Raw genomic sequence first — 18029 nt, 5'->3', positions numbered from 1 at the left:
CTTTAGATGAGCAGATGTTTTTCCTCTTTTTATGATTACAATAATTAAGCCTTGATGACTAGACTCACCTAAATCTGATGGAGTGCTCATGCTTTTCAGATCACATATCTAATTTAAAAGGATCCGCCGCCCCAGATTTTTTGACAGAATTCATCCTAATCAACAATACGATGATTCCAATTAACATCCAGGAAAAGCCCACTGTAATTCCGATGGCATCCATTCCCAATAAAATGTTCAAACAGACAAATACTCCCAATGCAGGGAATAACAAGTGCAACAAAATATATTTCCCCGAACGTTCCTTTCTTTTAATATAGAATTCCAAAAATACTGAGATATTAACGCAAGTAAATCCAATTAATGCTCCAAAGACCATAATCGAAAAAATGAATGACAATGGAAGTAATAGCGCTCCTAAATACCCAGTTACTGCCAAAATGATAATACTTGCGTATGGGCTTTTATGCTTCGGATGAAGTTTAGCAAAGATCGACGGTAACACCCTGTCTCGTCCCATACCAAACAGAATTCGTGATCCGGAGGATTGCCCAGCCAATCCTGTTGCAATACCAGTTAAAGCGATAATAACAGTACAAATAGTAGCTAATCCGCTGCCACCAACAGTTGTGGCAATCTCAAAAAAAGCTGTGTCAGGAGATTGGAAAGAATTGAAATCTGGAGCAACCAAAGTCGCAAAATAAACTTGCATAATATAGAAGAGAGAAGCAAACAGCAAAGCAATCACCGCTGCCCTACCAACGATATTCCCAGATTCCCTTGAATCTTCTGCCATTGTCGTTACCGCATCAAACCCTAGGTATGATAAAACCGCAATGGAAGCCCCCGCTATTAAAGCGTCCATCGAAAACGTTCCGGAGTTAAAGATTCCGGTGATTGAAAAGAGACTTCCTACCCCATCAGTACTTACAAGATTTGACATCGCAAAGATAATAAAAATAACTAAACTAAACAGCATGGCAACGGTCATGGCCATATTTACACGGGCTGTAATTTTCGTTCCGTAATAATTGAAAAGAGTGATTGGAACAAAAAAGACAAGCAGCATGATCCAATATGGAACACTTGGGAACAGCTCCAAAGAAAATAAGGCACTTAGCTTTGTCAATAAAATAGGCATCATTAGGTAGTCCAGTAAAATAGTCCAGCCCGCAACAAATCCAACAGCCGGGTGAATGGCCCGTGCCGTATAACTGTACGTTGAGCCTGCGGCTGGGAAAGCGCTTGCCATTTTTCCGTAACTAGCTGCCGTGAAAATCATAGCAACAAGGGCTACAAGATAGGATAGCACGGCATGGCCTTGGGAGATTAACGACAATTCTCCAAATAATGTCTGTGCTGATACCGGAGCCATAAAAACAAGTCCAAACACAACCAAATCTCTAGTTTTAAATACTTTCTTCAATTCATTGGTACCAGTATTCGTGTCAGCAGGTTGTAAAGCCGCTTCGGAGGTCCTGCTAGCTTCCATAATAACACTCCTCTCTTATATCTATCTCTATAAATCTTCTTGAAATCGTTTACACTAAATGAATCGTAAAGAAGCAGCATAATCATAAGAAAAAAGACTGTCCCAAAAGTCTTTTCAGAGTTTCAATTTTGGGACAGCCCTTTCATCCATCATCAAAGAACTTTTTGCTCAAACTCGTTAATTGAGTCTGATAGAATCTCGACGATTGTTTCAATGTCCTGCTTTTGTGAGATTAATGGAGGGGCAATAGCCACAGCATTCATTCCACCGAAAATAAGGGGTCTCAAAATCAGGTTGCGTTGCTTACAATCGGCGACAACCGCTGGAGCTGCAAACAACTCCGGCGCAAAGCCTTCACCTGTCTCACGATCTTTTAACAGTTCAATAGCCGCCATTAATCCCAGCCCTCTGGCTTTTGCAGTAATCTTGTGGTTTTCCTCTAGATACTTCAGGCCTTTTAATAATTCCTCTCCCATTTCACGGGCATTCTCCACAAGGCCTTCGCGTTCAATGATTTCTATATTTTTCAATGCTACCGCACAAGCCATCGGATGTCCGCTGTAGGTGAATCCATGGAACATTGGCCCCTCAGACATGTCTGCCAACTCATCTCTCAGCTTGCTTGACATCATGACTGCTCCAAGTTGGACGTAGCCGCTCGTAATCCCTTTAGCCACACACATCAGATCAGGAACAACATTCCAATTCTCAACCCCAAACATTTTTCCTGTTCTTCCGAATCCCGTAATAACTTCATCTGTAATCATGAAAATATCATGCTCATCACAAAGGTCACGAACTGCTTTTAAATATCCTTCTGGAGGTATATTCACACCGCCGACTCCTTGAATCGGCTCAAGAATAACCGCCGCAATATTTTCTGGTCCTTCTTTTTCAATAATTCCCCTGATGCTTCTTTCGTAGTTGGGGTGGGAGCTATCTCCTTTTTCACATTTAGTTTGATGCGGCAAAGCATGCAAGAAGCCAGGGGCAATTTCTGTGATCATATTTTTAAATTCTGGAACCCCTGTGGCGCTCGTTGTTCCCATCGTTACGCCATGATACCCATTTTCCAATCCAATGATTAATCTTTTTTCCGGCTGGCCTTTCAGCTTCCAATAATGTCGAACAATTTTAAAGGCTGATTCGTTAGATTCCGATCCTCCAGATGTAAAGAAGCTTACATCTAGGTCGCCGGGTGCGATGCTTGCTAGCTTTGTTGCTAAACGTATGACTACTTCATGTGACTGGTTGAAAAAAGAAGAACCGTAAGAAAGCTTAAGCACCTGATCACTTGCTGCCTCTGCAAGTTCTTTTCTTCCATAACCGACGTTGACATTCCATAAGGAAGATACACCATCGATGTATTCATCGCCATTGACATCGGTGATGCAAATGCCCTTTCCTGATTCAAAAATGAGTTCAGGCCCTTCCACCTGTTGTTCTTTGATTGGAGTAGTCGGGTGTAGAAAGTGTTTTTTGTCCAGTTCTCGTAATTCCTCTACACTGATTTCAGCTGTTACAGATTTTGTCATTGATCAATTCCCCCTCTACTTTTATAAGTAATTTTTTATAAAAAACGGTTTAAGCGCCGTACCAATCGATAGCATCAGGATTCAAATCAACCCAGACATGCTTTGTTTCCGTATACATATCCATCGCCTGAACACCCAGTTCACGCCCAAACCCGCTTTGTTTAGTTCCGCCAAATGGCGCCGCACTGTCCAAGAGACTATATGTATTGATCCAAACGGTTCCGGATTTGAGACCTCTGGCCATCCGGTGACCGCGTTTAATGTCGTTTGTCCATACTCCCGCAGCCAGTCCATAAATCGTATCATTTGCTTTTCTTAATGCGTCCTCCTCATCTGTGAATCGAATAACAGATGCCACAGGACCGAAAATTTCTTCTTGAGCAATTCTCATGTCATTGGATACGTTTTCCAAAATAGTCGGAGTATAGAAGTACCCATCCCCTGAAGAAAGCCTCTCTCCACCTGTTAGTAGGCTTGCTCCCTCATCGAGCCCTGCTGCCACATAATCCTCTATTCTTTCAAGCTGTGTTTGTGAAATTTGCGGTCCCATCTGTGTAGCCATATCCAACTGGTTGCCAACCTTTATTGATTTTGCCTGCTTAACAAATGCATCCATGAAATCATCGTAAATGGAATCCTGGACAAAGATTCGAGAGCCTGCCGCACAAACCTGACCTTGGGCAAAATAAATACCGAACGCAGCCATTTTTACTGCACTTGCAAGGTTGGCGTCCTCAAAGATAATATTGGGGGACTTCCCTCCAAGCTCGAGTGATAACGGTTTCAAATTTTCGCTGGCAGCCTGCATGATAAATCTTCCTGTTGCAGTTGATCCTGTAAAGGCAATTTTATCTATACCTGGATGTGACACCAGCGCACTTCCTGCTTCTTTTCCAAACCCAGGAACAACATTGATAACGCCTTCCGGAATGCCAACTTCCTGGAAAATCTCCATTAATTCAAGCAAGCTGGAAGGTGTCTGTTCCGCTGGCTTAAGCACAATCGTATTTCCGGTTGCAAGTGCGGGTGCAATTTTCCACATAGCTAGCATTAAAGGGAAATTCCAAGGTACCACTGCCCCGATAACACCAAGCGGCTCACGAATCGTATAATTCAATCGGTCGGGTGGTGAAGCAAGTGTTTCCCCTTGCAATTTATTGGCAAGCCCTGCATAAAACTCAAGCACATCAATGGTTGCCGGCAAAGCAATGAATTGGGTCTCTTTTATCGTTAAACCGCATTCTCTTGATTCCACTTCAGCAAGATGTTCAATCTTGTCTCTCATTTTAAGGGCGGCCATGAACAGAAGCCTTCCTCTTTCCCCCGGCAGCATGTTCTTCCATTCATTTGATTCAAAAGCCTTTCTTGCCGCCCGGACAGCGCGATCAACATCTTCCTTTTCAGCTTCTGCGACGACAGCATTTACTTCTCCCGTCCCCGGATTGTAAGTTTTAAAAGTTTTGCCTGAGACAGCATCTGTCCATTCTCCATTAATAAAAAGTTTGTATTCCTTAGTCATCGTCAATCTCCCTTCAAAGTCATATTGAATATTGTGAGGATTTAACTTAAACTAAATGATAGACTAAAAGACTTACTGGAAACTTACAAACTTTCTTACTCTTTAATGAATAGATACATATACGACCTGAGTCAGCGCAAATCAAAAAAGACAGCGGTTACAACGGTTTTAAAATGAGGGGGAGATAATGATGAATATTGAGGAAAATAAGTTACAAATGCCTAATTACTCTCCATCTTTGAAAAGACACCGATTATTCAATGAACTCGATCAGCATGATAAGGCCTCATTGCTGCTGGTTACTGGTGACAGCGGCTATGGAAAGACTATGCTCATTTCCAGCTATATCCGTGAAAAAAAGATTCCAGCAGTCTGGTATCAGTTAGGAAGCTCGGATCGCTATGCTCATATATTTCTCAGCTATGTCAAAACCGGTATCTATAGACAATTGGGAATTGACCATTCACCACAAATTATAGAAGCCGAAGAGATTGACGCTGAATTGGCCACCGTCGTTTCAATATTGATGGACAGAAAAGAACCACTGCTGCTTGTCTTTGACGACTATCAGCTAGTAGATTCAAGCCCCGAAATAGAACCGATCATAAATGAATTGATACACTCCTCCCCGGCAGTGACCGTTATTATTATCAGCAGAGGCCTCCCGCGTTTACCAATAGCCAAGTTGAAAGTAGAGAGGAAATACAAAGAACTGACAACTGTCGATTTGGCCTTTACCCTTGATGAAACCTGCCGCTTTTTCAATGAAATGAATCAATTGAATTTGGAAGATGAGGAAGTCCAATTCATTTTCGAAAGGACTGAGGGCTGGATTGCAAGCTACCAGCTCATTCTTGGTGTCATTGCCAAAATGAATGTCAAAGAGCGCTTATCCCTGTGGTCTACGTTCCCTTATGTTCAAGACATTTACGATTATTTATCTGTGGAAGTCCTTCAAGCACAGCCTGAAGAGGTCAAAAGCTTTTTATATAAAACAAGCATGCTCTCTGAACTAGATCCAGCTGTAATTGACGAATTTCTTGGCATCGACTATTCAGAAAAAATACTAAGCCGTTTGCTCACGCAGCATTTGTTTGTATACCGAGACCAGCAAGGCACAATCCGTTATCACCGCTTGTTCAGACAGTATTTATATCAAAACTATAAAAATAAAATAAAAAATGATTATATGAAGGAACATTTGAGGCTGGCAACCATTTATGAAGAGCGTTATCAATTGATCAATGCCTTTGCCCATTATACAATCGGAAAAGATTATTTTAAGGCAGCTAAGGTCATGGGATTGATTAGAGATTTATATAATCCGGTTGAGTCAATGCTGTTTTTGGATGGTTGGCTCGAAGAGATATCTGCTGGTGACTCATTTGCCAACAATACGTTGTTTCTGATTCGTTGTGTACCGCTTGCCACACTAAAGGAACTGACAACCCTTTTTGAGGAAAACATATCCCTCTTAAGGAAAAAGAAGAATGAACTTTGGCTTTGTAACCTCCAACATCGCCTGGCAACCATCTATTTAATGCGCGGAGATATCGTGAAAGCCAAGCAGCTTTTCAGTGACTCGTTGAAAGGTTCAGAACAATTTCACGACCATGCGATGAGTGCTCTGAATTTAATCTTACTGGCCGAGATATACAGATACTTGGCGAAGGAAGAAGAAGCGATTGAGCATGTACGAAAAGCAGTTTTCATTTCTGAGCGTTACAAGGTGAAACATACTCAAATTCACGCATTAGATACGCTCGCATCCATCTACCTCGACAAAGAAAAAGTAGATAAGGCTGCCCCTTATATTCAATTAGCGCTGACTATTGCCAAAGAGCATGATAAATCATCCCTAACATTCATATACACGACAATGGGCAGGCTATATAGTGTGAAAAATGATGCCGTCAAGGCTATTGAATGGGGAGAAAAAGCCGTCGACCTTGCTGAAAGCTTCAACAATGACTTTGACAACGGATGGTCCAAACATGAGCTTGGAAAAAGCTATTTAAAAAATAAAAAATTCGAAGAAGCAAAAAGATGTTTTGAACAAGCTTTTGAAGCTTTTTCCCTTTTTACACATTACCAATGCATGGTTGAGATATCGTTACACCATTTATATACAGTTATCAGAGATGATGAACAGGCTGCCAAAACTTACTCGAAAATAAAAAACACATGTGAAAAATATGATTTTTATTGGCTTATGGATGATTTGAAACCAAAAGCCAAAGTGAAGAATCTAAAAGAGCGACCAAAACAACTTACGATTCATACGCTTGGAAGCTTCAATGTATTCTACGAAAATAAGCCCATTACAATTAAACGTCAATCAAGTTTGCGCCTACTTCAATTTTTCATTACACACAGAAATAAAAAAATAGAAAAAGACATGATTATTGATACTGTTTTTCCTGATGGTTCTTTGAGTACAATTGATAATCATTTTAACGTATCATTGTCTGTCCTAAGGAAAACTTTAGAGCCCAGCTTGAAGTCCGGGGTCCATTCCCGCTTTATTAAGAGATTCGGCAACCAATATTTGTTTGATACAACTGAAGCAGATCTGGATATAGAAACATTTATGACTTTGATTAAAGAAAGTGCTGACACCGATATAAATAATTTAGAAGAAGCTGTCAAGCTGTTCCGGGGAGACTATTTTGAGGAATATCCGTATGAGGTGATGTTGGAAAATGAGCGTGAACGGCTTAGAATTTTATTCGTAAAAGCAAGTCACATGCTTGCCAGATATTACTTTCAGCAAAATCATTATAAAAAGTGCTTTGAGTATTTTGAGAGGATTCTAGACAAGGATCCGTATCAAGAAGACATTTATTTTGAATATCTCGAACTGTTATTAAAGAAGAATCTTGTTACAAAAGCAACTAAAGTAGCAAGTGACATGAAACAGTTTTTCGCTAATGAAATTGGAATATCTGTAAGTGACCAAATAGAAAATATTTTTTCAAAATTTAGTGTACAAATGCACGGTTAATCATTTACAAATGGCGCCAGCTTCCCCATTCTGGGAGGGACGCCGCTTTTTTAAAAATAAATTATATTTGAGTTCCGCTCCATAACGATGTTTGATGCTTGGTCTGACTACATCAAACATCGTTGTTCATCTTCTGAATTCGTCCTCACGATTTGTAACATAAAAAAAGCCTGTAAGTAAAGAATTCAGGCTTCTACACTTATAGAATTTTTCCCAAGAAAGCTTTTGTACGTTCATGCTGTGGGCTGGAAAAAAGCTCCGCAGGATTATTTTCTTCGACAATATATCCATTATCCATAAAAATAACGCGGTCTCCAACTTCCCTGGCAAACCCCATTTCATGGGTGACTACAATCATTGTCATCCCGTCTTTTGCAAGCTTTTTCATCACTTCAAGGACTTCCCCCACCATTTCTGGGTCCAACGCCGATGTCGGTTCGTCAAAGAGCATTACTTTTGGCTCCATCGCCAAAGCCCTGGCAATCGCCACACGTTGTTTCTGCCCCCCAGACAAAGAGTCTGGGTAGACATTCGCTTTATCTGCTAATCCAACTTTGTGAAGGAGGTCCATCCCCTTTTCTTTAGCTGCTTGTTTGGATACCCCTTTAACATTGATTGGAGCCATTGTAATGTTCTCCAAAACGGTTTTATGCGGAAACAGGTTGAAATGCTGAAACACCATTCCGACATTCTTACGGATTTCGTTGATATCAGTCTTTTTATTGGTAAGATCTTTTCCTGTTACATATACATGGCCGCCAGTCACAGACTCAAGAAGGTTCAAGCAGCGGATAAATGTAGACTTTCCTGATCCTGATGGCCCGATAATAACGACAACTTCCTGTGGATGGACTTCAAGAGTAATATCTTTAAGCACTTCATTGTCACCAAAGGACTTTTTCAAGTTTTTCACAGAAATCATTCAGTCTTCATCCTCCTTTCAATGAAATTCATCAAGTATGTCAATGATAAAGTAAGAATTAAATAAATGATCGCTACTGTAATGTAAGGTTCCCATACACGGATGTACTGCCCTTGCGCGGCTCGTCCCCAATACATAAGCTCAGGTGCCGCAATGATGGCTGCTAACGAGGTTTCCTTCAACAATGAAATAAATTCATTTCCAAGCGGCGGAATCATCCGTTTAAAAGCCTGCGGCAAAATAACCAACTTCATTGCTTGTTTATTGGTCATACCAAGGGAACGGGCTGCTTCCATCTGTCCTTTATCAATTGATTGAATACCAGCTCGGAAAATCTCAGCCATATAAGCGGCAGAGTTGAGAGCCAGAGCTATTATCGCAGAAACAATCGGGTTAGCCGGACTCATAAATAACGGTACAACCCCAAAATGAATAAGAAGGATTTGCACTAAAAATGGGGTTCCTCTAAAGAAATTGATATACCAAATAAAGGGCATGCGAACCCACAGTCTGTTGGACATTTTCCCAAGCCCGATAAAAAGTCCCAGTATTAATCCCAGCGCTACCCCTGCAGCTGTCAGTCCAAGCGTCAACAACGTTCCTTTTATAAAAAACGGCAAATAATCTAATATAATATCATACCGAATGTTCATTGGTTTCACCTTTCCTTGTTTGCCTGTCCAATACCTTAGAGAAAAAAACGGCTATCCACAGGTGAACACCATTTTTGGACAGCCGTATTAATATATTATTTCTCAGCCGCTTTCTTTAAAGCTTCGACATCCGGCTCTTTATCAAACCATTTTTTATAGATATCAGCATATTTTCCGTTGTCTATGATCGTACTTAGCGCTGAGTCGAATTCATCTACAAGGTCACTGTCTTTCGGAAAAACGATTCCGTAATATTCGGATTCGAATTCTTTATCATCTGCGACAGTTTGAATCCCTGCATCAGGATTTTTCTTTTGATATTCCAATGCTACTGCAATGTCTGTTACAGCAGCCTGAACATTGTCACCTTGCAAAGCCTGGAACATAAGAGCAGCTGTTTCATATTTCGAAATATCAGCAGAATTTTTACCAACTACTTTTTCAGCAGCAAATTGTCCAGTCGTTCCGTTTTGAACCCCTAGCTTTTTCCCTTTTAAATCTTTCGCGTTTTTAATATCCACTTTGCCTTCTTTGAAAGCAATCATTGTTTTAGATTCAAAATACGGATTTGAAAAATCATACGATTCAACTCTCTCATCCGTGATTGTGACCCCTGCCATGCCAATATCCAGCTGCTTGCTTTGAAGACCAGCAAACATAGCATCCCAGCCAGTATTCTCAATTTTCACTTCATATCCTGCCTCTTCAGCCACTGCGTTTAACAAATCCACGTCAAACCCGGTCACTTCACCCTTATCCATAAATTCAAAAGGTGCAAATGTCGCTTCTGTACCAACATTCAATACTTTCGCTTCTTCTGTCTTTGCCCCACTTTTATCTGATGAATCTTTTTTAGTCTCGCCACTTCCGCAGGCCGATAAAACAAGAGCAGATCCTGCAATGATAGACAATAACGTTTTTTTCATTGATTTTTTCAACTATATGCCCCTCTTTCATTTGTTGCAATTCGTATAATTGATTGAGATTTCGGTATTTCTTCCTATTTAAGAATAGCTTGTAATGGATTTATAATCAATGATTTTTATGCATTTTTATACAAAAACTTTATTTTCATATATTTTTTTATTATTAAAAATATAAATGTGTTTTTTCTGTGAAGGTAGTTGTCTTGCTTTTATCTATTATTTACGGCTTGAAAGAGATATACTCTTTCAAAAATGTTAAAATAAAGATAGGGAGGCGATTTTGATGGATTTGTCTTACAAAAATATTTTAGTCGCTGTTGATGGATCAAAACAAGCAGAATGGGCATTTAAAAAAGCCGTACAGGTTGCCAAAAGGAACAATGATGCTAAGCTGACTCTCATCCATGTCGTTGACACAAGATCATATGGTGCTGTTGAAGCTTACGATGTCACCATGGCTGAACGTGCAAGAACCTATGCAGAGGAGCTTCTTGCCGGTTACAAAAAAGAAGCAGCTGAAGCTGGTCTTACAAATGTAGAGACGCTGATTGAGCACGGCTCTCCGAAAGTAGTCATTTCCAAACAAGCAGCTAGAGATTTGAATGTTGACTTGATCGTTTGCGGAGCTACAGGACTGAATGCTGTAGAGCGCCTACTTATCGGAAGTGTTTCCGAAAACATTACGCGTTCTGCTAAGTGTGATATTCTCGTCGTTAGAACGGAAAATGACGAGTAATTCGCGTTGAAGCTAAATGCAAGCTGATTCTATGAAAAGAGCGTTATCCCAAAGGGAAACGCTCTTTTTTCATAGAAGCTTTTTGGCTTGTTCCAATTGTATTTTAACCTGATCAAATCCTGTTCCGCCGTATGAGTTTCTTCTTCTTACCGCTTCTGTCGGTGACAATACTGAATACACATCATCGGAGATTTCGTTGCAAGCATCTTTAAATTCTTCCAAAGTGAGATCCAATAGATAGCAATTCTTGTTTATGCAATACAGCACAAGCTTCCCAACAATTTCATGTGCTTCACGGAATGGGATTCCTTTTGCCGCTAAGTAATCGGCAAGTTCAGTCGCATTGGAAAAGTCCTGATTAACCGCTTCCTCCATGATATCTGTCTTAACCGTCATCGTTTCAATCATTCCTGCAAAAATTTTCAATGACCCAACCATCGTGTGAACAGTATCAAACATGCCCTCTTTGTCTTCCTGCATGTCTTTGTTATAAGTCATAGGCAGACCTTTCAAAATCGTCAGCATGGAAATCAAATTTCCAAATACTCTTCCGCTCTTTCCACGGATTAGCTCCGCCATATCAGGATTTTTCTTTTGCGGCATAATACTGCTGCCGGTCGCATACGTATCGTCAAGTTCAATAAAGCTGAACTCTTTGCTTGACCAAAGAATGATTTCTTCAGCCAGTCTAGTCAAATGAGTGATAGTCAAAGCCGAATTACTCAAAAATTCCACGATGAAATCGCGATCACTCACAGCGTCCATGCTGTTTTCGTAAACATTGGAAAAGCCAAGCAATTCTGCTGAATAATGGCGATCAATTGGGAATGTTGTCCCTGCAAGAGCACTTGCGCCAAGCGGTGAAATGTCGATTCTTTTCAGGCTTTCCTGGAAGCGCTGTTTGTCGCGTTCAAGCATCCAAAAATAAGCTAGTAGATGATGCCCGAATGAAACTGGCTGCGCCCTTTGCAAATGTGTGTAACCAGGTAAAATGGTTTCCACATTTTTTTCCGCCTGTTCAACAAGGGCAGCTTGCATTTCCTTGATGTGCTCAATAACCAGTTGGACTTGTTTTTTCAAATACAAATGCATGTCAGTCGCCACTTGGTCATTACGGCTTCTTCCTGTATGAAGTTTGCCGCCTACCGGGCCGATTTCATCAATGAGCATCTTTTCCAGGTTCAGGTGGATATCCTCTTCGGAAACGGAATACTCCAGCTCCCCAGCTTGTGCTTTCTCCTTTAACTTTAGAAGCCCCGCTTGGATCTGCTCGCTTTCATCCTGTGTTAAAATACCTGTCTTGCCGAGCATTTTTACATGTGCGAGCGAACCTTCAATATCTTCCAAAACTAATTGTTGGTCAAAGGAGATGGAGGCCCCAAACTCCTCGATCCATTGCTCTGGCGTCTTGGAAAAGCGGCCTCCCCATAATTTTTTCATTGTTTAACAGTATCCTTTTTATTCACTGAGCTGTGAACTTCAGTCGGTAATCCCCAGAGCTTAATGAAACCGACAGATGCAGATTGATCGAACTCGTCGTCTGATGTATATGTCGCAAGTTTTTCGTTATATAGAGAGTTCGTAGATTTTCTTCCTTCTACAATCGCATGACCTTTGAACAGTTTTACACGGACAGTACCGTTGACAAACTGTTGTGTTTCTTGAAGGAATGCTTCAAGTGCTGGTGTAAGTGGTGAGAACCATAAACCTTCATAGATCATTTCAGTCAATTTCTTGCTGATGATTGGTTTGAAATGACCGATATCTTTTACAAGTGTCAAATCTTCCAGTTCTTTATGTGCAGTCAGCAAAGTAATCGCTCCTGGGCACTCGTATACTTCACGAGACTTAATCCCAACGAGTCTGTTTTCGACATGGTCAATTCTTCCAACGCCGTGCTTTCCAGCAACAGAGTTCAAGTGAAGAATTAAGTCGCTTAGCTGATATTTCTTTCCGTCAATAGCAACAGGAACACCTTTTTCAAATTCAATTTCGACCACTTCAGGCTGATCGGGTGTATCTTCAAGAGCTGCTGTCAGGTCATAAGCATCCTCTGGTGGCGCTGCCCAAGGATCTTCCAAAATTCCACATTCGTTACTTCTGCCCCAAAGGTTTTGGTCGATGGAGTATGGGCTATCCAAATCAATTGGAATCGGAACACCTTTCTCTTTTGCATATTCAATTTCCTCTTCACGTGACCAGCTCCAGTCACGAACAGGCGCCAAAACTTCTAAGTCTGGATTCAAGGCTTTGATGGAGACTTCAAAACGCACTTGGTCGTTTCCTTTACCTGTACAACCATGAGCAACTGCATCCGCGTTTTCCTTTTCAGCTACCTCAACCAATTTTTTTGCGATCAATGGTCTGGACAAAGCTGAAACGAGCGGATATTTATTTTCATACATTGCATGTGCCTGCAATGCCGGAAGAACAAATTCATGAGCAAACTCTTCTTTCGCGTCAATCATATAGCTTTTTGCTGCTCCCATATCTAGAGCTTTTTCTTTGATGAATTTCAAGTCTTTTCCTTCACCAACATCAAGACAGCATGCAATAACTTCAAAACCTTTATCAATAAACCATTTAACAGCAACAGATGTATCTAATCCGCCGGAATATGCAAGAACAACTTTCTTTTTCACAAAAAACCCTCCGTTTGGAATGTATTATTATGCATAAAAACTAATTTTTAATCATTTAATATATGGATAATAACATACCTCATCAAACATTTCAATACATATTCATAAAAATGTATAAAAATAAAGATGGGGTCTGACCCCCATCTTACTAAAGTGGTAACGCATTAACGCGGTGGGGGTCAGACCCCTATTTTTTTAGTTCTCTTATTACATGGCCCAGTTCTTTTAGGATTAGTTTTTCCATTGCTGTACGCACTGCACCACTTGATCCCGGTGTAATGAAAATGGCTTTGCTTTGATATGTTCCAGCCGCTGCTCTTGACATGATGGCTGGCGACCCGATGTCTTCCAAATAGCTAACCATCCGAAACAGTTCCCCAAATCCAATAATTTCCTTTTCGAAAAATGGAGAAATCGTTTCAATCGTAATATCTCTTTTAGCAATCCCTGTTCCACCGTTAATCAAAACAGCCTCAATCCCCGAGCTGTCTGCCGCTTCACGAAATGCGGAGGTGATAGAATCTTTATCGTCCCTGACGATGGCATAATATCCAACCTCATGTCCCTTTTCGCGAAGCAGACTTATCATAAGCTTACCGCTTTTATCTGTTTCTTCTGTCCTCGTATCGCTCACCGTAATCACTGCACACTTAACAGTCGCGGGGGCCGTTTTTTTATGTTCATCCACACTCATTAAATATCACCGCTTTTGATTAGCAAGTGCTTATATTGATAGTATTTTAATGTAAAATCTGTAATTTTTCTCGTTGTCCTGTAGTTAACACCTGCTCCGACGGCCATGGATGCAAGAGGGAGTCCCGAAACCTTCTTTTTAGACAGCATTAAAATGAGACTAACCTTCAATAGATGCTTCAAGGGCTCGTCTACCCATGAAGAATCCGTTATCCGCTCATGTTCACGATAGTAGAATTGCTCGTCTCCCTTTTGCAGGTCATTGATTAAATCTTCCCACCCAAACATTTTCAGCCGTTCAGGCATTGTTGCCGTATGGAAAACTTTCAAGGTCTCCAACAATCCCACCGGAGACTGGACACCATTGCCAAATGACATAGCCATCAATTGTACAGCACGTAAATTAATGACAGCCATTCCAACTAAATCGCTTCCAACCAAGACAGTCTTTCCTGAGCCCGTCATTCCTCCCTGTGCAAAAGAATAGAGTCTATGTCTTGCAGCCTGCTGTTCCGCAATGAATGTCAATTGATCAATCGATAAGTTCCTCAAATCTTCCAGTGTTTCAATATCACCGTCCATGGAACGAGCCGTCCGCAAAATCCGCTCCGATGCATCTGTTTGCAATTGTGATTCTCGCAACAGCGAATTTAAATGAAACAGCCACCCATCGAGCTTATCAAAAAATTGAATTTGCAATGAGTCAGGCAATAATGAAAAAGCTTGTTCTACCCACTTATCATAGGCGTTCTCAATGTCTGTGGTTTCATATTCAAATAGTGTTTGGCGCCATTCCTGCAAATCTTCCCAAATCTGTTCATCTCTTTTTGTCCAATCCACTGCAAACACCCTTCCATCTATTTATTTTCTAAGTATAGTGAAGCAACCAGTAAAACTCAAAACAGGCACATCATGCGGAGATGACCCGCATGACATCGCGTGCAATCATGATTTCTTCATTTGTAGGGATAACGAGCACTTTTACAGGGGAATAAGAATAATTGAGAAAAGCCTCTTTCCCGGTGACTTTATTCAAATCGGGATCCCAGTATACTCCCATGAATTGAAGCCCTTTCAAAACCTTTGCTCGAATAAAACTGCTGTTTTCGCCAATACCCGCTGTAAAAATAATAGCATCTACTCCTGACATCCGCGCCGCATAGGAACCGAGATATTTATGAATCCGATCAGCGAAGATATCCAAAGCGAGCTCGGCCCGGTGATTTCCTCTGGATGCCTCAAACTCAATATCTCGTAAATCACTGGAAAAACCAGATACACCGAGCATTCCAGATTTCTTATTCAAAATATCCAATACCTCATCCGCCGTCTGATTTGTTTTTTCCATTAAATAAGGTATGAGTGCCGGATCAATATTTCCCGATCTTGTTCCCATCGTTACACCTGCAAGCGGTGTAAAGCCCATGGAAGTGTCAATCGATTTTCCACCCTTAATAGCTGCGATACTTGCACCATTGCCCAAATGGCAGGAGATTAGCCGCAGTTGTTCAATTGGACGTCCAAGAATTTCCGCAGCTCGTTGCGAGACATATTTATGTGAGGTTCCATGGAATCCATATTTCCGGATGCCAAATGTTTTATAATAATCATAAGGCAGACTATATAGAAACGAACTCTCAGGCATTGTCTGATGGAACGCTGTATCAAAGACGGTTACCTGCGGAACCTCTGGAAGTACCTTTTGAAATTCCTTGATTCCGACAATATTGGCCGGGTTATGGAGTGGTGCCAGCTCGATAAGACCTTCAATCTCTTTCAATGTCGTATCAGTTATCAGCACCGAGTCATTAAATTTCTCTCCTCCATGAACAACCCTGTGCCCGACTCCATCTAAATCCTCAAGAGACTGAATAGCTCCGTTTGTTACCAGTCTGTCCAAGAGAAGCTTGATCGCCAGCTCATGATTGGGAATTTCAAGCTGTTCTTTGAACCTTTTTTCATTTACCGACATGGACAATAAAGAACCCGTCAAGCCGATTCGTTCGATCAATCCCTTTGCAATGACTTTTTCATCAGGCATCTGAAATAGCTGGAATTTAATTGACGAACTCCCGGCATTGACCGCAATCACCTTTGCCAAACCAATCATCCCTTTTTATTATCTTCAAACCACTTCTCCATTTTGATAAGCATTCGATCCATCACCTCTTTGTTGGACAGCTTTGGAATGGCAGCCAATAGAACTTCTCCCGGTGGTTTTACCCCCGTCTTTTTCTTTTGAAGAACCAAAATGCTTTTCGCGGCCTGACCACTTGCAAACATAGAAAGTGGAAGCTGTAGGACAGCTTGAATATAAACCGTCTCCTTTAAGTAATCATGCAGCTTTGGAGCTTCTTCCGATTCAAACAAATCATTTGGTACAAGAAAAAATAAATAACCACCTGATTTGGTGTGCTTAATGCTTTGCTCAATAAATAAATGATGTGCGTATGAGTGACCTTGCTCTCTTTTCAACTCGAAAACAGCGGCATTAGCATCATCCGGGTAATATCCGACTGGAAGGTCGCAGACAACCACATCAACTGGATCGATAAAAAGAGGCTTCAGTGCATCCTGATTAAAAAATTCCACTGATTGCATCTGCAAATTAGCTCCGATATAGCCAAGCCTTAAAAGCAGGTCATCAACATCCACACCATAAGCTTCCATCTGGTCCCCTTGTTCTTTCCTATTTAAAATAGCAAATAATAAATTGCCTGTTCCGACAGCAGGATCTAAAATCGAAATGTCCTTTTGATCATCCGTAAACTTTCCAATTAAATAGCTAATGAAATAACCAATTGTATCAGGCGTCATTTGATGATTAGCCTGAACGCTGTCTTTCATCCCTTTTAAAATGGCAAATTGATAAGCACGTCGGATCTCATCCTTCTTATAGGCAGGCAGTTGTATTTCCGAATATTTCTTTTCCAACCTCTTTTTAGTGATCTCACTTATCTCGGTCTGTACGATCTGTTGTTGAAAAATATTCTCACCCGTTTCCGCGAGAGCTTCTAAATATGTACACTGTAACTCTTCCTGTAATATTTCCGCTGTTTCATTAAACAATGAAAATAACTTTTCTACCGGCATTTTTTTCAATGAATTTCCACCCCGTCAACAAACTTCTTTCTTTATTTTAGCGATGTCCTCGATCTTAAACAAGAAAAAACCCCGGAATGACCGGGGAAGAATTCTTTATTCAGCTTTTTTCGCTGCTTCAATAGCTGCTTCATAATTCGGATGATTCGTACCTTCACTTACATATTCCACATAAATAACTTGGTCATTACTGTCAATGACAAAAACACTTCTTGCAAGGAGCCTGAATTCTTTCATGATAACGCCATATGCCTCACCAAAGGAAAGATCCCTGTGATCTGAAAAAATCTTTGCTTCGCCTAATCCATTTTCTACCGCCCAACGCTTTTGAGCAAACGGTAGATCTACAGATATAGTCAATATTGTTGCATTTTCAAGGGCTGCTTCTTCATTGAATCGCTTAGTTTGCGCAGCGCAGACTCCTGTATCAACAGATGGCACCACACTGATTACTCGTACACCGGTGAAGTCGCTAAGTCTTATTTCCGAAAGCTCTTCATTCAGCACAGTAAAATCTGGGGCTTTATCACCCGGTTTTACTGGATTCCCTTCCAATGTGATTGGATTTCCAATAAAAGTTACAGATGGCATTTATCATTCCTCCTTGTCCATTTTCTCTTTTATCATGCTGGAACAAGATCGAAATAGCAAGGAAAAAGCTGGCAGAACCTTCAATCAAATGCCCTTAGCGTATTTGTGCTCAGATTTTATCGAGCTTAAGCTCGACAAATTCCCTCTGAAAATCTGTGGCATCCGCCGTGGTTTGAACCCTCACTGAATGGAATACCAATATGCATTCATCTCA

15 protein-coding genes are annotated in these 18029 nt (G+C 40.9%); 2 read left to right on the top strand and 13 right to left on the bottom strand.

From position 1 onward, the window contains the following. Positions 1-100: 100 nt before the first annotated feature. From H9631_RS09140 to H9631_RS09130, 3 genes are all read right to left on the bottom strand, one after another. Positions 101-1492, bottom strand: a complete 1392-nt coding sequence (locus H9631_RS09140) for an APC family permease (protein WP_191812021.1) — start codon at positions 1490-1492, stop codon at positions 101-103. A 152-nt stretch (positions 1493-1644) separates the two neighbouring features. Next, on the bottom strand, positions 1645-3027 hold the full coding sequence (locus H9631_RS09135; protein WP_191812019.1) for an aminotransferase family protein: 1383 nt from the start codon (positions 3025-3027) through the stop codon (positions 1645-1647). Between the two features lie 49 nt (positions 3028-3076). Continuing rightward, positions 3077-4546 (bottom strand): aldehyde dehydrogenase family protein, encoded by a 1470-nt coding sequence (locus H9631_RS09130; protein WP_191812017.1) that lies wholly within the window; start codon positions 4544-4546, stop codon positions 3077-3079. Between the two features lie 187 nt (positions 4547-4733). Here H9631_RS09130 and H9631_RS09125 point away from each other — a divergent pair, with 187 nt between their 5' ends. Continuing rightward, a complete protein-coding gene (locus H9631_RS09125; RefSeq protein ID WP_191812015.1) occupies positions 4734-7550 on the top strand; it encodes a tetratricopeptide repeat protein in 2817 nt (938 codons plus the stop codon). Between the two features lie 199 nt (positions 7551-7749). Here H9631_RS09125 and H9631_RS09120 read toward each other — a convergent pair whose 3' ends face one another. The 3 genes from H9631_RS09120 to H9631_RS09110 all read right to left on the bottom strand — a co-directional run bounded on the left by H9631_RS09120 (position 7750) and on the right by H9631_RS09110 (position 10063). Further along, a complete protein-coding gene (locus H9631_RS09120; RefSeq protein WP_191812013.1) occupies positions 7750-8472 on the bottom strand; it encodes an amino acid ABC transporter ATP-binding protein in 723 nt (240 codons plus the stop codon). Next, entirely contained in the window at positions 8469-9125 is a 657-nt protein-coding gene (locus H9631_RS09115; protein WP_191812011.1) for an amino acid ABC transporter permease, read from the bottom strand. The genes H9631_RS09120 and H9631_RS09115 overlap by 4 nt, the downstream gene beginning before the upstream one ends. Before the next feature lie 95 nt (positions 9126-9220). Further along, positions 9221-10063: a basic amino acid ABC transporter substrate-binding protein gene (locus tag H9631_RS09110; protein ID WP_225220955.1), complete on the bottom strand. Its 843-nt coding sequence runs from the start codon at positions 10061-10063 to the stop codon at positions 9221-9223. 271 nt (positions 10064-10334) lie between these two features. Here H9631_RS09110 and H9631_RS09105 point away from each other — a divergent pair, with 271 nt between their 5' ends. Next, positions 10335-10787, top strand: a complete 453-nt coding sequence (locus H9631_RS09105) for a universal stress protein (RefSeq protein WP_191812009.1) — start codon at positions 10335-10337, stop codon at positions 10785-10787. 69 nt (positions 10788-10856) lie between these two features. On the opposite strand, the gene argH is transcribed toward H9631_RS09105, so the two are convergent. The 7 genes from argH to tpx all read right to left on the bottom strand — a co-directional run bounded on the left by argH (position 10857) and on the right by tpx (position 17815). Next, on the bottom strand, positions 10857-12227 hold the full coding sequence (argH, locus tag H9631_RS09100) for an argininosuccinate lyase (RefSeq protein ID WP_191812007.1): 1371 nt from the start codon (positions 12225-12227) through the stop codon (positions 10857-10859). Next, a complete protein-coding gene (locus tag H9631_RS09095) occupies positions 12224-13429 on the bottom strand; it encodes an argininosuccinate synthase (RefSeq protein WP_191812005.1) in 1206 nt (401 codons plus the stop codon). Before H9631_RS09095 ends, argH begins: the two co-directional genes overlap by 4 nt. A 187-nt stretch (positions 13430-13616) precedes the next feature. Then, positions 13617-14123 (bottom strand): MogA/MoaB family molybdenum cofactor biosynthesis protein, encoded by a 507-nt coding sequence (locus H9631_RS09090; protein WP_191812003.1) that lies wholly within the window; start codon positions 14121-14123, stop codon positions 13617-13619. Beyond that, on the bottom strand, positions 14123-14962 hold the full coding sequence (locus H9631_RS09085) for an EcsC family protein (protein WP_318246791.1): 840 nt from the start codon (positions 14960-14962) through the stop codon (positions 14123-14125). Before H9631_RS09085 ends, H9631_RS09090 begins: the two co-directional genes overlap by 1 nt. 70 nt (positions 14963-15032) lie before the next feature. After that, complete coding sequence (locus H9631_RS09080) at positions 15033-16223, bottom strand: acetate kinase (protein WP_191812001.1); 1191 nt, start codon at positions 16221-16223, stop codon at positions 15033-15035. A gap of 5 nt (positions 16224-16228) precedes the next feature. Next, positions 16229-17215, bottom strand: coding sequence for a class I SAM-dependent methyltransferase (locus H9631_RS09075; protein WP_191812167.1), 987 nt, complete (start codon positions 17213-17215; stop codon positions 16229-16231). Between the two features lie 105 nt (positions 17216-17320). Then, the gene (tpx, locus tag H9631_RS09070) at positions 17321-17815 is read right to left on the bottom strand and encodes a thiol peroxidase (RefSeq protein WP_191811999.1); all 495 of its coding nucleotides are present in this window, start codon (positions 17813-17815) and stop codon (positions 17321-17323) included. Positions 17816-18029: the final 214 nt, after the last annotated feature.

It is taken from the genome of Bacillus norwichensis (assembly GCF_014836955.1).
GTDB classification, from domain to species: domain Bacteria; phylum Bacillota; class Bacilli; order Bacillales; family Bacillaceae_C; genus Siminovitchia; species Siminovitchia norwichensis.
Note: the sequence above shows the minus strand (reverse complement) of the source record. Positions and strands in the feature narration are given on the sequence as shown.